The organism is Pseudomonas sp. NPDC089406 (assembly GCF_044900265.1).
Taxonomy (GTDB): Bacteria; Pseudomonadota; Gammaproteobacteria; order Pseudomonadales; family Pseudomonadaceae; genus Aquipseudomonas; species Aquipseudomonas fakonensis.
Genome location: NZ_JBJDNC010000017.1, coordinates 61,012 through 76,046 on the forward strand (window position 1 = coordinate 61,012; position 15,035 = coordinate 76,046).

Annotated in this window: 11 protein-coding genes; 10 read left to right on the forward strand and 1 reads right to left on the reverse strand. The window is 63.4% G+C overall.

Annotated elements, in window-relative coordinates; genetic code table 11:
* Positions 1–83 precede the first annotated feature (83 nt).
* The 5 genes from ACI2KK_RS14055 to accC all read left to right on the forward strand — a co-directional run bounded on the left by ACI2KK_RS14055 (position 84) and on the right by accC (position 5,308).
* Entirely contained in the window at positions 84–863 is a 780-nt protein-coding gene (locus ACI2KK_RS14055; protein WP_404669367.1) for a methyl-accepting chemotaxis protein, read from the forward strand.
* Between the two features lie 116 nt (positions 864–979).
* Positions 980–2,743, forward strand: a complete 1,764-nt coding sequence (locus ACI2KK_RS14060) for a protein-disulfide reductase DsbD (protein WP_404669325.1) — start codon at positions 980–982, stop codon at positions 2,741–2,743.
* 177 nt (positions 2,744–2,920) lie between these two features.
* Positions 2,921–3,373 carry a type II 3-dehydroquinate dehydratase gene (gene aroQ / locus ACI2KK_RS14065; RefSeq protein WP_011535870.1) on the forward strand — a complete coding sequence of 151 codons (453 nt, stop codon included), beginning with the start codon at positions 2,921–2,923 and terminating at the stop codon, positions 3,371–3,373.
* Between the two features lie 100 nt (positions 3,374–3,473).
* Positions 3,474–3,935, forward strand: coding sequence for an acetyl-CoA carboxylase biotin carboxyl carrier protein (accB, locus tag ACI2KK_RS14070; protein WP_217887405.1), 462 nt, complete (start codon positions 3,474–3,476; stop codon positions 3,933–3,935).
* Positions 3,936–3,952: 17 nt separating this feature from the next.
* Entirely contained in the window at positions 3,953–5,308 is a 1,356-nt protein-coding gene (gene accC, locus ACI2KK_RS14075; RefSeq protein ID WP_404669326.1) for an acetyl-CoA carboxylase biotin carboxylase subunit, read from the forward strand.
* Positions 5,309–5,481: 173 nt separating this feature from the next.
* Here the strand turns inward: accC and ACI2KK_RS14080 are convergent, their stop codons facing one another.
* A complete protein-coding gene (locus ACI2KK_RS14080; protein ID WP_404669327.1) occupies positions 5,482–9,369 on the reverse strand; it encodes a dermonecrotic toxin domain-containing protein in 3,888 nt (1,295 codons plus the stop codon).
* A 186-nt stretch (positions 9,370–9,555) separates the two neighbouring features.
* Here ACI2KK_RS14080 and prmA point away from each other — a divergent pair, with 186 nt between their 5' ends.
* The 5 genes from prmA (at position 9,556) to purH (ending at position 14,972) form a co-directional block, all read left to right on the forward strand.
* Complete coding sequence (gene prmA / locus ACI2KK_RS14085; protein ID WP_404669328.1) at positions 9,556–10,434, forward strand: 50S ribosomal protein L11 methyltransferase; 879 nt, start codon at positions 9,556–9,558, stop codon at positions 10,432–10,434.
* A 42-nt stretch (positions 10,435–10,476) separates the two neighbouring features.
* Complete coding sequence (locus ACI2KK_RS14090) at positions 10,477–11,781, forward strand: DUF3426 domain-containing protein (protein ID WP_404669329.1); 1,305 nt, start codon at positions 10,477–10,479, stop codon at positions 11,779–11,781.
* Positions 11,782–11,954: 173 nt separating this feature from the next.
* The gene (dusB, locus tag ACI2KK_RS14095) at positions 11,955–12,968 is read left to right on the forward strand and encodes a tRNA dihydrouridine synthase DusB (RefSeq protein WP_217887401.1); all 1,014 of its coding nucleotides are present in this window, start codon (positions 11,955–11,957) and stop codon (positions 12,966–12,968) included.
* Entirely contained in the window at positions 12,965–13,285 is a 321-nt protein-coding gene (fis, locus tag ACI2KK_RS14100; protein WP_008093076.1) for a DNA-binding transcriptional regulator Fis, read from the forward strand. Before dusB ends, fis begins: the two co-directional genes overlap by 4 nt.
* 79 nt (positions 13,286–13,364) lie before the next feature.
* Positions 13,365–14,972 carry a bifunctional phosphoribosylaminoimidazolecarboxamide formyltransferase/IMP cyclohydrolase gene (gene purH / locus ACI2KK_RS14105; protein WP_404669330.1) on the forward strand — a complete coding sequence of 536 codons (1,608 nt, stop codon included), beginning with the start codon at positions 13,365–13,367 and terminating at the stop codon, positions 14,970–14,972.
* The last annotated feature ends 63 nt before the right edge of the window (positions 14,973–15,035 follow it).

Sequence of the window (15,035 nt, forward strand, 5' to 3'; positions counted from 1 at the left end):
TGCGCCAGTACCTGGTGGAGCTGGTCGGCACCATCCGCCACAACGCCGAGCAAGTGGCCGGCAGCAGCCACGCCCTGGCCGGCATGAGCAGCGCCCTGCACGACGGCGCCGAGCGCCAGGCCGGCGATACCGCGCAGATCCGCGACGCCCTGGGCGAGCTGGAGGCAACCATCCAGCAGGTGGCCGGTGACGCCAGCGCCGCCGCCGACGCCAGCCGCGATGCCGGCCGCGCCGTCGAGCAGGGCCAGGCGGTGATCGGCCAAAGCCTGTCGGGCCTGCGTTCGCTGGTGGACGAGGTGCAGGGCAATGCGCGCATGATCGAACAACTGGCCGAGGAGTCGGCCACCATCGGCGGCGTGCTGACGGTGATCCGCTCGATTGCCGAACAGACCAACCTGCTGGCACTGAACGCCGCCATCGAGGCAGCCCGGGCCGGCGAGATGGGCCGCGGCTTCGCCGTGGTCGCCGACGAAGTACGCTCGCTGGCCCAGCGCACCACCGGTGCCACCGGCGAAATCCAGGCGCTGATCGACCGCCTGCAGCAAGCTGCCCGCGATTCGGTGGAGGGCATGCGCACCCAGCTCGAGCACGCCGAGGCCACCGCCGACCAGGCGCAATCGGCTGACGGCGCACTGGACGCGATCGTTACCGCCATCCGCACCATCGCCGATACCGCCGTGCGTATTGCCGACGTGACCGCGCAGCAGACCGGCGCGGTGAGCGAGATTCGCGACCACAGCGCGCGCATTCACGAGCTGGGCGGGGACAACCTGCAACGCATTGGCGAGGGGCGTGAGCAGGGCGAGCAACTGCTCAAGCTGGGTGGTGAGCTCAATACCGCAGTGCGCGCGTTCCGGTTGTAACCTTCGCGGGCCCTATCGCCGGCAAGCCGGCGATAGGGCCCGCACAGCCCACAATGGCCCTGTTGCCTTGCCAACTCCGCTATGATGCGCACCAGGTTCCACCTCGCGAGTCCGCCATGCGCCGCCTGTTTTTCCTGCTTCTCCTGCTGCTGGCCAGCCCCGCCTTCGCCAGCAGCCTGCTCGACAACCGCCCCAGCGCCACCCTCGGCGCCGCCTCGACGGCCAACAATGCCGACTTCCTGCCGGTGCACGAGGCCTTCAAGCTGAGCCTGGTGCAGGCCGATGCGCAAAGCATCAAGCTGCGCCTGGTCGCCACCGACGGCTACTACCTGTACCGCCACCGCTTCCTGTTCCACACCGAACCTGCTGACATCAAGCTGGGCACGCCGAACATCCCCCAGGGCGAAGCCAAGCACGACGAATTCTTCGGCGACGTCGAGGTTTACCACGGCGTGGTCGACATCGACCTGCCGCGCAACGACCCGCGCGCCTTCACCCTGCTGGTGGGCTACCAGGGCTGCGCTGACAAGGGCCTGTGCTACCCACCGGAAACCGAACGCCTGAGCATCGATGGCGAAGGTACGGCCAGCACCGGCAGCACCGAACAAGGCTGGAGCTGGAAATCCCTGGCGCTGTTCTTCCTCGCAGGCATCGGCCTGACCTTCACCCCCTGCGTGCTGCCGATGCTGCCGATCCTCTCCGGCGTGGTGCTGCGCGGCCAGGTCGGCGGCCTGCGCGGCCTGTCCTTGTCGCTGGCCTACGTGCTGCCGATGGCCGCCAGCTTCGCCGTGCTCGGCGCACTGATGGGGCTGTTCGGCGCAGGGCTCAACCTGCAGGCGCGGCTGCAGTCGGCCTGGGTGCTGGTGCCGTTCGCGGCGTTCTTCGTGCTGTTCGCCCTGGCCATGTTCGGCCTGTTCGAAATCAAGCTGCCGCAGGCTCTGAGCAACCGCCTGGACAAGGTTGCCAACCGCACCCAGGGCGGCTCGCTGCTGGGCGCAGCCGTGCTCGGCGTGCTCTCCAGCCTGCTGGTGTCGCCTTGCGTGTCGGCGCCCCTGGCCGGCGCCTTGCTGTACATCAGCGCCAGCGGCGATGCCGTCGGCGGCGCCTTGAAGCTGTTCGCCCTGGGCCTGGGCATGGGCGCCCCGCTGCTGCTGGTGGCCACCGGCGGTGCGGCCTGGCTGCCGAAAAGCGGGCCGTGGATGAACACCGTGAAAAATGCCATCGGCGTGCTGTTGCTGGGCCTGGCCATCGGCCTGCTCAGCCGCGTACTGCCGGGGCCGGCCACCCTGCTGTTGATCGGCCTGCTGGCCGCCGGGGTGGCGCTGTTCCTCGGCGCCCTGGAGTTAGTAGTCAAGACCCCCCGCCAGCGCCTGGCGCAACTGCTCGGCCTGGCCCTGCTGGTGTACGCCCTGGCCTGCTGGTACGGCGCCCTCAGCGGCCAGGGCGACCCGCTGCGCCCGCTGCCGGCACCCATCGCCGCCGGCAACACGGCACCGGCCAAGGCTGACGCGTGGCAAACCCTCACCACCCCCGCCGCCCTCGATGCCGCCCTGGCCGAAGCCAAGGCCGCCGGCCAGCCGGTGCTGCTGGACTGGTACGCCGACTGGTGCATCAGTTGCAAGGTGATCGAGCACGAAGTGTTGAACGCACCGCAGGTTCAGGCGCAACTTGGCGCTTTGCGCCTGCTGCGCTTCGACATTACCGACAGCAACGCCGAGCAGCGCACCCTGCTCGACCGCTACCAGCTGTTCGGCCCACCGGCGCTGATGTTCTTTGCCGCGAACGGCAGCGAACTGACCGCTGATCGGGTGATCGGCGAGATAAACGCCGGCGATTTTGCTGCGGTTCTGGCGCGCGTGCGCGGCCAACTCGGTCTATAACTTCCCGCGACTTGTGAAAAATCTCGTTGCAAGTGACCAGAGTTAATCATCTGGTCACATACTTTGCGCGAACCTCGGGCAACGTGCTGGCTATTGCCGGGAACTGGACACTCGACGCCCGTTGCGGCAATATCGCCGCGCTATGTCGAATTGCCCTACAAAACCAAGGAATCGCAGATGGCAACCCTACTGGTGCTGCACGGCCCCAACCTGAACCTGCTGGGCACCCGCGAGCCGGGCCACTATGGCGCAGCCACCCTCGCCCAGATCAACCAGGACCTGGAGCAACGCGCCCGCGCCGCCGGCCACCACCTGCAATACCTGCAGAGCAATGCCGAATACGAATTGATCGACCGCATCCATGCCGCACGCAACGAAGGCGTGGACTTCATCCTGATCAATCCGGCCGCTTTCACACACACCAGCGTCGCATTACGTGACGCGTTGCTTGCGGTGAGCATCCCATTCATCGAAGTGCACCTCTCCAACGTGCACAAGCGTGAACCGTTCCGTCACCACTCGTACTTCTCCGATGTTGCCGTGGGGGTGATCTGCGGCCTGGGCGCCACCGGCTATCGGCTGGCCCTGGAGTCTGCACTGGAACACCTGGCTGCCAACGCACAGCCCTGATGACACAAGGCTTTGGCCCCAATGGGCCGAGGCTTGGAAGAAACGTTTTCGACACGTTTTCAAATTACATCCCCGACCAAACACTGGGAGTTGCTGATTAATGGATATCCGTAAAGTCAAGAAGCTGATCGAACTGCTGGAAGAGTCCGGCATCGACGAACTGGAAATCAAGGAAGGCGAAGAGTCCGTTCGCATCAGCCGTAACAGCAAGACCCCGGCCGCCCAACAGTTCTACGCACCGGCTCCGATGGCCGCCCCGGTTGCCGCCGCTCCAGTCGCCGCTGCAGCACCTGCCGCCGAAGCCGCTGCTGCCGCCCCGGCCCTGAAAGGCACCGTGGTCCGCTCGCCGATGGTCGGTACCTTCTACCGCAAGCCGTCGCCGACCTCGCCGAACTTCGCTGAAGTGGGCCAGGCCGTGAAGAAAGGCGACACCCTGTGCATCGTCGAAGCCATGAAGATGATGAACCACATCGAAGCCGAAATCGGCGGTGTGATCGACGCCATTCTGGTGGAAGACGGCCAGCCGGTTGAGTTCGACCAGCCGCTGTTCACCATCGTTTGATTCGCGGAGAGCCAACGATGTCTGGGAAGCTCGAAAAAGTTCTGATCGCCAACCGCGGGGAAATTGCCCTGCGGATCCTGCGTGCCTGCAAAGAGCTGGGTATCAAGACCGTCGCCGTGCACTCCACGGCCGACCGTGAACTGATGCACCTGGGCCTGGCAGACGAGTCGGTCTGCATCGGCCCTGCATCGTCCAAGGATTCCTACCTGCACATTCCGGCAATCATCGCTGCCGCCGAAGTGACAGGCGCCACCGCCATCCACCCGGGCTACGGCTTCCTCGCGGAAAACGCCGACTTTGCCGAACAGGTGGAAAACTCCGGCTTCGCCTTCATCGGCCCGAAAGCCGACACCATTCGCCTGATGGGCGACAAGGTTTCGGCCAAGGACGCGATGATCAAGTCGGGCGTTCCGACCGTACCGGGCTCCGACGGCCCGCTGCCGGAAGACGAAGAAACCGCACTGGCCATCGCTCGCCAGGTCGGCTACCCGGTGATCATCAAGGCCGCCGGTGGCGGTGGCGGTCGCGGCATGCGCGTGGTGCACAAGGAAGAGGACCTGATTTCCTCGGCCAAACTGACCCGTACCGAAGCCGGTGCTGCGTTCGGCAACCCGATGGTGTACCTGGAGAAGTTCCTGACCAACCCACGTCACGTGGAAGTCCAGGTGCTGTCCGACGGCCAGGGCAATGCCATTCACCTGGGTGACCGTGACTGCTCGCTGCAGCGCCGCCACCAGAAGGTGCTGGAAGAAGCCCCGGCCCCGGGCATCGACGAGAAGGCCCGCCAGGAAGTCTTCAAGCGTTGCGTCGACGCCTGTGTCGAGATCGGCTACCGCGGTGCGGGTACTTTCGAGTTCCTGTACGAGAACGGCCGTTTCTACTTCATCGAGATGAACACCCGCGTCCAGGTCGAGCACCCGGTCTCGGAAATGGTCACCGGCATCGACATCGTCAAGGAGATGCTCAGCATCGCCGCTGGCAACAAGCTGTCGTTCCGCCAGGAAGACGTGGTGATTCGCGGCCACTCGCTGGAATGCCGGATCAACGCCGAAGACCCGAAGAAGTTCATCCCGAGCCCAGGCAAGGTCAAGCACTTCCACGCCCCGGGTGGCAACGGCGTACGCGTCGATTCGCACCTGTACAGCGGTTATTCGGTTCCGCCGAACTACGACTCGCTGATCGGCAAGCTGATCACCTACGGCAAGGACCGCGACGAAGCCATGGCGCGCATGCGCAATGCCCTGGACGAGATCGTCGTCGACGGCATCAAGACCAACATCCCGCTGCACCGCGACCTGGTGCGTGATGAAGGTTTCTGCAAAGGCGGCGTCAACATCCACTACCTCGAGCACAAACTGGCCAACCAGGAGTGATCGCTTGTTGAGGTAGCACGCCCGGCAACCGCTGCGATGCCAGCCACTGGCCTTTCAGAAAAAACCGGGGATGCCACAAAAAACCGATGCCAGAATCTGGCATCGGTTTTTTTTTGCCACCTGCGCAGGATCGAGCAGGTCACCCTGACTCGCATGAGCGTGGTACCTGATTGTCAGACGCTCACCACGGAGATCGCCTGCAAGGCGAGTTCGTCCGGGGCAGGCGCCAATCCGGCAGCATCTTCCACGACTCCGCCTGACCGCTCATACAGTGGGCCGACGCGGAAACGGCTTTTGAATCTGAAGGCGCGAGCGGGCACACCCGGCACCCGGAAATTGGCCTGCCTCATGATCGGATCAAGCACTTGCTCGACCAACCTCGCAGGCGTTCGGTAGACACGCGTAACCCCGCTCCCCAGGTTCAGCGTCATGCCATAGCTGCCGCCAAAACACGACGAGAACGACCAGTGCTGCCAGCTTGCCTGGATTCCCTGGCGCCTGAGCAACGTCCGCACGACGCCGCCGACATCCACACCACCCAACCAGTCGCCGCCGGCCATGACTGCCCTGACGCCCGCGCCGTTCTGCACAGCGCCAATCTCCGTCAGCACTTGCCGCAGTGCGGGCTCGATCAGGCTGCGGACATTGTGATCAACATGCAGCACCGCACCTGCACGCGTTGCCGGGTTGTACAAGGATACCGCCACACAGGACTGTGCATTGACGGTATACAGGTAATCATCCGCCGCCCCCGCGTATCGCGCCACCACGGCCTCGCCCTGCAGAGCGCCACGTATCTGCGATGGCGCACCTTCACCGTTGGTAATTTGCCGCGCCTGCGTCAGGGTTCCAGCATCCTGCACATGATCGCCGCCGCGAAGGCCCGTGCTGTTGGCAACCCATCGGCCATCTTCATGCAATCGCACTGCCTGGCGATGGTAGCTCAGCGGGCGATTGGCCTTGAACACCCGCAAGGTAGCCTGCTCGACGTCGTGTGTGACCTTGTAGTAACGACCGCCCGAGTGGATGAAATGCTCTGCGTCGGTAGCGCCCTCGGCGCCGCTGCGGTAGGTGCCCTTCCAGATGCCGTCCTCGATCACCTTGTGCAGATCGCCAGGCTTGCTCTTGACTGCCCAGGAGTTGTCGAGCTGCAGGGAGGGGGCTCGTGTCGCCCCCGTCACCTGAGGGTGGCGAACAACTGCCTGGCGCAAGGGCACAAGCGCTGACTTGAGCATTCCCAGGCTCACTCCCGGCACACTCAACACCGCCCCCAACAAACTCCACGACGCTTCAAGCCAGTTCTGCAGGGCCACTGCGGTTTCCCATCGGGTATGGGCGATGATGGCCTTTTTCAAAGCGGAGGCGGTCATGAAGGCAGTAAACGTTATGGCGAACGGTGGATACACCAGCAATGGCAGTGCGCTGAACAAAACGCCTTTGAACACCTGGGCGCGAATGACTTCGGCTTTGCCAAGGGTCGCATCTTCGACATCGGCGAGCGCATGCTCGATGAACGCGTTGTACTCCCCGGCAACCGTCACCACCTGGTTGAGCCCACGCAGGGAATCACGATGACTATCGCCACTGGCCAACCTCTTCAGACGCGTGCTGACTTTGGCTCTGGAGGTCAACGTAACGCGGTTGAGCAGATAATCGTAGAGCACACCCGTACCTGTAGCATTCAGGGATTGATAGGGGCGCAGCAGAACACTATCCGGGGCGTCTGGGGTATACAGCCAGTCAGTCGCCACTTCGCCTGTCACATCGCGCAGGACATAGACGCCCAGTACGAAACAGCCGTCGATCGACAAGCGAAACACCCCCGAACTTTCGACCACCGTTTCCGACTCACTGACGATGTCGGGCTGGCTCAGCGTCCGCCCCAGCGCCGTCACCAGTGCAATCAGTTTCATATAGGTCGATTGGTCGAGTTCAGCCTTGATACTGGCCAGACGCAAATCGCGGTCCATCGCCGAGATCAGCGCACGACCGAACATCCGCCGACGAGCCGCGTAATCCGCCGAGGACTCGTCCAGATAGTGTTCGCGTATGTGTGTGATGTACTTCTCGCCAACGTAAGCGCGACGTGCATAGCGCGTAAAATCGTGGCTGCGCAGAGCGCTCAGGTCCTGGCCAACCAGGGAGCGCACGCCCTTTTTCGGGTTGTCCAGACCAGAGTTGTCGTCATATCCATAGCAGACCAGATCGACCAGGTTCATCGTCAGCGGCGTATGCGTGTCAGTGGACGGCAGATCGAACAGAATTGACTCTGGGTCGACTTGCTCGGTAATGCCCTTGTCGGCCAGATAAGGCTTGATGGCAGTCTCGACCGTACGTCGGGCAAACGCGTGAAAACCTTCATAATCCTGCATCGACGCGGCAAACACGTGCTCAGCTTGCAACGCCACCTGCTTTTCCAGGTTGATCACGCGCTTTTGGCCAATGTTCAGGTTGAGTGCGTAATGCGGTGCAATGGCCGCCTCGACCTCATCCTCGACCTTTTTATTGCTCAAGCGCACCCGCTCGGCCAGGCATGCCTGGTACCCCGTCAGGGCTCGCCGGCGATCCAGACTCAGGGACCATTCGGAAGGTTTTTCCACGATGCTCAGAATGGATGCGCTGACCGTGGCTCGTTGATCGAAGGGAACCTGGCTCAACAGATAATGACGCCCCGTTTCTTCCGCCAGCCAACTACCGATTTCACTGTTGAGCGCGCGCTGTGATACCAGCTCTATCCACTCCTGGCCATCGGGTTTACCGGGGGCATACAGCACAAAGGCGTCATCTGCTACAGCGAACAACAACAAGTCACTGCAATCTGCGCCCACCCACAATTGCAGAGGACAGATCTCATCGCCTTGCGGCTCCTGGGCGAGCAGTGCCATGACCTGATCATGATGCGCGCCCGACACGTGCCCTTTCTTGCTGGCAAGCAGCAGGCTGTAGCGCAATTGCAAGTCATAGAGCTCTAGCTGCGCCAACCCGACTTCAGCGTCCTGATGGCGTTGCTTGAGGGTCGCAACGTAGCTGTGCGGTGCATCGAGTTCGCTCAACAAACCCTGTAGTTGCTCAGCTGAAGGCGGCTTGCAATGCAGTAACGGCATGCTCACCTGCAGCGGCTTGTACACCTGTGTCACGTCAATTGCGCCTTCCATCACCAGCTCGGTAAGCGTCAGCGTCCTGACGCTCCCATTTTCCGTGGCTGACGGTTCGCATTTGACGGTGATGAGGTCGGCAGACAATGGCAGGTCGAAATGCTCATGCAGATAGACGCACGCCAGGCTTCCCGCATGCTCACGCAACGAGCGCGCACTACCCAGCAAATTTTCGAGTGTTGACTGTGCTCCGTCGCAAGCGCCCTGAGCGGCACTCAGCACCGCGGCGTCCTCGGCATTCAAATTGCGATACCACTGCGGCAGGTGCTTGCGAACAAGCCTGTCGATCACTTGCTTCTCATCGGCATCGGCGAGGAGCAACAGCGCAGGCTGTGCATGCCAGTTCCGCCCCTGCTCCCGAATCAGCGCCCGCACCTGGGCACTGGTCATCGCGGCGACTTGCGGCGCGCCCAGCGCGGCTTCAAGATCAATGCAGTGCTGCTCGCAACATTGGCTGATTCGCTTCTGATACTCGAGCACATCACTCAAGCCATGGGGCTTCGTCTCCCAGTGGCGGGTGAGGTAGTCCCGGTAGGTTTCAACCATACGCCCACCGATGCTCTCCGCCAGTTGTTCGACCTGCTGGCGCCGTTCTAGCGGCACTTCACGCGGCTCCCCGTCGCTGATGTGATAGATGCCATGCTCTGCTTCGTCATAGAGCACCGACTCCTGGGTGACCATGCGCTGCAAAGCAGCATCCAGCAGGTCCTGGATGAAATTCGGGTCGATATCTTCGGCGTAGTACGTGCGCAGTTGCACAAGCGCGTCGCTTTCGATTGCCTCGATAAAGGTCAGTTGGGAGTGGCGTCGCTGCTCGAAGGCCGCACTCCAGCGCCCGAGTCGCTCAATGATGGCGTGGGCCGACGAATCGTCAATGCGAGAATGGGTAGCAGGCTGGTCGTTCATGACGCTATACCTTGTAGGCTTGGGGCCCAGATTCTAGGTAGCGCCGCGGCACGACCAGCGGTAGTTATTTGTTCGACGGATCATCCTGCGGCCTGTCCGTAAGGGGCGTGCTCGCGTAAAATGCTCGTTTTGGCAGTCACAGACTGCCACTTCGAATTACACCGAACCACATTTAAGGTGCCCGCCATGCCCTGGCTGCAAGTACGCCTGGCCATCAGCCCGGAACAAGCCGAAACCTACGAAGACGCCCTGCTTGAAGTGGGCGCGGTGTCGGTGACGTTCATGGATGCCGAAGACCAGCCGATCTTCGAACCGGACCTCAACACCACCCCGCTGTGGTCGCACACCCACCTGCTGGCGCTGTTCGAAGCCGATGCCCAGCCAGAGCAAGTGTTCGCTCACCTGCAACTGCTGACCGGCAATGAGCTGCCCGAGCACGAAGCCGAGGTGATCGAGGACCAGGACTGGGAACGCAGCTGGATGGACAACTTCCAGCCCATGCGTTTTGGCCAGCGCCTGTGGATCGTACCGAGCTGGCACGAAGCCCCGGAAAAGGACGCAGTCAACCTGCTGCTCGACCCCGGCCTGGCCTTCGGCACCGGCACCCACCCCACCACCGCGCTATGCCTTGAGTGGCTCGACGGCCAACAGCTCGAAGGCACCCAGGTGCTGGACTTCGGCTGCGGCTCGGGCATCCTGGCCATCGCCGCACTGCTGCTGGGCGCCCGCCACGCGGTCGGTACCGACATCGACGTGCAGGCCATCGAGGCCTCCCGTGACAATGCCCAGCGCAACGGCATTGCCGACGCCACGTTCGACCTGTACCTGCCCGAGCAGATGCCGGCCATGCAGGCCGACGTACTGGTGGCCAATATCCTCGCCGGCCCGCTGGTTTCGCTGGCACCGCAACTGTCCGGCCTGGTACGCCCCGGTGGCCTGCTGGCGTTGTCGGGCATCCTCGCCGAACAGGGTGAGGAAGTGGCCAGCGCCTATGCTGCCGACTTCGACCTGGACCCGATCGTCGTACGCGACGGCTGGGTACGGATCAGTGGCCGCCGCCGCTAGGTCAAACTAGACTCAACCGCTGCACAGCCCCCGGACCGCCGCATGACCGACAGTTTCGTCACCCAGTGCCCGCATTGCCAGACCAGCTTTCGCGTCACCCACCACCAGTTGAGCGTGGCCCGTGGCGTGGTGCGCTGCGGCAACTGCCTGCAGGTGTTCAATGCGGCCAAGCAACTGCTGGAGCAGAACCGCGCAGCCAACGCCCAGGCGCCTGAGCCGGCTGCCGCGCCGGTACCGGTTGAGCAGCCCCCGGCCGCGCCGGTCGAGGACCTGGCCAGCACCACCGAGGCGCTGGACGCCCTGGACCTCGACCACGAACTGGCCCGCCTGGAACGCCGCCGCCCCGGCGATCGCCGCGCTGCCACGGCAGAACCTGCCCTGCATGCACGGCGTGACGAACAGGCCAGCGACGAGCATACCGACGACGTGCCGTTCGGCACCGCCACCGACGATCACCCCGAGCCCGAGGCCGAGCGCAGCGATGCCCCCGTGCTGATCGAGCAAGAACTGCCGGCGCCCGAACCCGAAGCAGCAGATGAGCGAACCGAGCCCACCCTCGGCAACGCCAACCTCGACCTGGACGACGAGCCGCCAGTACGCCAGCAGCCTATGGATGACGACCTGGAGCCGCCGTTCGAGCGCCAGGCAGGCGATGATGAACCCAAGCCTGCCAAGGGGCTGTCGGCCCTGGACGACGATGTGCGCAGCGAGCGCCTCTCGGCACGCGACGAGGGGGCCCTCGACGAACCCGCCGACGAGCGCCTGGAGCCGAGCCTGGCCAGCAAACTCCCACGCCCGCGCAAGGAGCCGCTGGTCGACGTGGTCGACGACCCATTGCAATTGGGTTGGGAAAAGCCTGCGCCGAACTGGGGCAAACGCCTGCTGTGGGGCCTGCTGACCCTGCTGGCCGCCGGCCTGCTGGCATTCCAGTACGTCTGGTACCACTTCGACGAAATGGCCCGCCAGGACCAGTACCGCCCGTGGTTCCAGCAACTGTGCCCGATGCTTGGCTGCGAAGTGCCGACCCGCGTCGACATCTCGCGGATCAAGAGCAGCAACCTGGTGGTGCGCAGCCACCCGGACTTCAAGGGCGCACTGATCGTCGACGCGATCATCTACAACCGCGCCCCGTTCGCCCAGCCCTTCCCGCTGCTGGAGCTGCGCTTTGCCGACCTCAACGGCCAACTGATCGCCAGTCGTCGCTTCAAACCCAGCGAGTACCTGTCAGGCGAGCTGGCCGGGCGTGGCGAAATGCCCAGCCAGACACCGATCCACATTGCCCTGGACATCCTCGACCCGGGCCCGAAGGCGGTGAACTACAGCCTGAGCTTCCGCTCCCCCGAGTAACCCCCTTCCAGGCGCCGGCCAGCCGGCGCCAATCGACTGTTGCGAACCCCCAGGCATAACGCCGCAGTTGTTCAGATTTTATCCAGATTCATCTTTATCCGGTCACCGAGAGCGGGTATCATGCCAACCCTTTTTCGAACTCCAATGATCCGGCCCCACAACAGGGAACACCTATGTCGGCGGTACGCATCGGCCCATACACACTGCACAACAACCTGATCCTTGCGCCCATGGCCGGGGTGACGGACCAGCCATTTCGCACGCTGTGCAAGCGCCTGGGCGCAGGCATGGTGGTGTCGGAAATGGTCAGCAGCGACATGAGCCTGTGGAACAGCCGCAAGTCGAGCCTGCGCCGCATTCACGAAGGTGATCCCGAGCCGCGCTCGGTACAGATCGCCGGTGGTGACGCGCAGATGATGGCAGCCGCAGCCCAGGCGAATGTCGCCGCCGGCGCGCAGATCATCGACATCAACATGGGCTGCCCGGCAAAAAAAGTCTGCAACAAGGCCGCCGGCTCTGCTTTATTGAGAGACGAAGCCTTGGTCAGCGAGATCCTCCATGCCGTGGTCGGCGCAGTGGAGGTCCCGGTGACGCTGAAGATTCGTACCGGCTGGGACCGGGCGAACAAGAACGGCCTGAACGTGGCGAAAATCGCCGAACAGGCCGGCATTCAGGCGCTGGCGGTGCATGGCCGCACACGCGCCGACCTGTACACCGGTGAAGCCGAGTACGACACCATCGCCGCGATCAAGCAGGCGGTGTCGATCCCGGTATTCGCCAACGGCGATATCACCTCGCCGGAAAAGGCCCGGGCGGTGCTGGACGCCACCGGGGTCGACGGCCTTTTGATCGGCCGTGCCGCCCAGGGGCGGCCGTGGATTTTCCGCGAGATCGAGCATTACCTGCGCACGGGCGAGCATTTTCCCGCACCGACGCTGGATGAAGTGGAACGCATTCTGCTGGAACACCTGGCCGCGTTGCATGCCTTCTACGGCGATGTGATGGGCGTGCGGATCGCCCGCAAGCACGTCGGCTGGTACCTGGCAACCCGGCCTGGCGGCAAGGAGTTCCGCAGCCAGTTCAACGCGTTGCAAGACACACAAGCGCAGTGCGCCAACGTTCAGGCCTATTTCGCCGAACGTCGACAGAGCCTTGGTACAGAGGACGAACAAGGGGTGGCCGCATGACGATGATGACCGAGACATTAGTGAGTGGAACAACGCCCGTGAGCGACAACGCCAACCTCAAGCAGCACCTGAACACGCCGAGCGAGGAGGGCCAGACCCTGCGCGACAGCGTCGAGAAGGCGCTGCACAACTACTTCGCCCACCTGGAAGGCGCAACCGTCACGGACGTGTACAACCTGGTGCTCTCGGAGGTCGAGGCGCCCCTGCTCGAAAGCGTGATGAACTACGTCAAGGGCAACCAGACCAAGGCCAGCGAGATGCTCGGGCTCAACCGAGGCACGCTGCGCAAGAAGCTCAAGCAGTACGATCTGTTGTAAGGCCAGAACCCCCGACAAAAAAGGCGCTCATGCAAAGAGGCGCCTTTTTTGCTGAATCCACCGCGTTATGGAACCCGAAATGACCGACCAGACTACCCGCCTGCCAGTCCGCCGCGCCCTGATCAGCGTCTCCGACAAGACCGGTATCCTCGAATTCGCCCGTGAGCTGCAACAGCTCGGTGTCGAGATCCTGTCCACCGGCGGCACCTACAAGCTGCTCAAGGACAACGGCGTTAACGCGGTGGAAGTGGCCGACTACACCGGCTTCGCCGAAATGATGGACGGCCGGGTCAAGACCCTGCACCCGAAGATCCACGGTGGCATCCTTGGCCGTCGTGGCACCGACGACGCCATCATGAACGAGCACGGCATCAAGCCGATCGACCTGGTCGCGGTCAACCTGTACCCGTTCGAAGCCACCATCAGCAAGCCGGGCTGTGACCTGCCGACCGCCATCGAGAACATCGACATCGGCGGCCCGACCATGGTCCGCTCGGCGGCCAAGAACCACAAAGACGTGGCCATCGTGGTCAACGCCTGCGACTACGCCGGTATCGTCGAAGGCCTGAAAGCTGGCGGCCTGACCTACGCCCAGCGCTTCGACCTGATGCTCAAGGCGTTCGAGCACACTGCCGCCTACGACGGCATGATCGCCAACTACATGGGCACCATCGACCAGGCCAAGGACACCCTGTCCACCGAGGCGCGCAGCGAGTTCCCGCGCACCTTCAACAGCCAGTTCGTCAAGGCCCAGGAAATGCGCTACGGCGAGAACCCGCACCAGAGCGCGGCGTTCTACGTTGAAGCCAAGAAAGGCGAAGCCAGCATCTCCACCGCCATTCAGCTGCAGGGTAAAGAGCTGTCGTTCAACAACGTCGCCGACACCGACGCAGCCCTTGAGTGCGTCAAAAGCTTCGTCAAGCCGGCCTGCGTCATCGTCAAGCACGCCAACCCGTGCGGCGTGGCCGTGGTTCCTGAAGACGAAGGCGGCATCCGCAAGGCCTACGACCTGGCCTACGCAACCGACACCGAGTCGGCCTTCGGCGGCATCATCGCCTTCAACCGCGAACTGGACGGCGCAACCGCCCAGGCCATCGTCGAGCGCCAGTTCGTCGAAGTGATCATCGCCCCGAAAATCTCCCAGGCCGCCCGCGATGTGGTCGCTGCCAAGCAGAACGTACGCCTGCTGGAATGCGGCGAATGGCCAGCCGAGCGTGCTGCCGGTTGGGACTTCAAGCGGGTCAACGGTGGCCTGCTGGTACAGAGCCGCGATATCGGCATGATCAGCGCCGATGACCTGAAGATCGTCACCAAGCGCGCCCCGACCGAGCAAGAAGTTCACGACCTGGTATTCGCCTGGAAAGTCGCCAAATTCGTCAAGTCCAACGCCATCGTCTACGCCAAGCAGCGCCAGACCATCGGCGTCGGCGCCGGCCAGATGAGCCGCGTCAACTCCGCGCGCATTGCTGCAATCAAGGCCGAGCATGCTGGCCTGCAGGTACAGGGCGCGGTCATGGCCTCGGACGCGTTCTTCCCGTTCCGTGACGGTATCGACAACGCAGCTAAAGTGGGTATCAGCGCGGTGATCCAGCCGGGTGGCTCGATGCGTGATGCCGAGGTGATTGCTGCCGCTGATGAGGCCGGCATCGCGATGGTGTTCACCGGTATGCGCCACTTCCGCCACTAAACAGATGTTGGGCCGATCCCGGTCCCTGTTGTAGGAGCGGCCTTGTGTCGCGAAAGGGCCGCA

What these genes read in the sequence shown, in the direction of transcription:
- ACI2KK_RS14055 (WP_404669367.1), top strand. Translation starts at nt 84, where the DNA reads ATGAGCAGCGCCCTGCACGACGGCGCCGAGCGCCAGGCCGGCGATACC.
- prmA (WP_404669328.1), top strand. Translation starts at nt 9,556, where the DNA reads ATGCCCTGGCTGCAAGTACGCCTGGCCATCAGCCCGGAACAAGCCGAA.
- accB (WP_217887405.1), top strand. Translation starts at nt 3,474, where the DNA reads ATGGATATCCGTAAAGTCAAGAAGCTGATCGAACTGCTGGAAGAGTCC.
- fis (WP_008093076.1), top strand. Translation starts at nt 12,965, where the DNA reads ATGACGATGATGACCGAGACATTAGTGAGTGGAACAACGCCCGTGAGC.
- ACI2KK_RS14080 (WP_404669327.1), bottom strand. Translation starts at nt 9,369, where the DNA reads ATGAACGACCAGCCTGCTACCCATTCTCGCATTGACGATTCGTCGGCC.
- accC (WP_404669326.1), top strand. Translation starts at nt 3,953, where the DNA reads ATGTCTGGGAAGCTCGAAAAAGTTCTGATCGCCAACCGCGGGGAAATT.
- dusB (WP_217887401.1), top strand. Translation starts at nt 11,955, where the DNA reads ATGTCGGCGGTACGCATCGGCCCATACACACTGCACAACAACCTGATC.
- ACI2KK_RS14060 (WP_404669325.1), top strand. Translation starts at nt 980, where the DNA reads ATGCGCCGCCTGTTTTTCCTGCTTCTCCTGCTGCTGGCCAGCCCCGCC.
- aroQ (WP_011535870.1), top strand. Translation starts at nt 2,921, where the DNA reads ATGGCAACCCTACTGGTGCTGCACGGCCCCAACCTGAACCTGCTGGGC.
- ACI2KK_RS14090 (WP_404669329.1), top strand. Translation starts at nt 10,477, where the DNA reads ATGACCGACAGTTTCGTCACCCAGTGCCCGCATTGCCAGACCAGCTTT.
- purH (WP_404669330.1), top strand. Translation starts at nt 13,365, where the DNA reads ATGACCGACCAGACTACCCGCCTGCCAGTCCGCCGCGCCCTGATCAGC.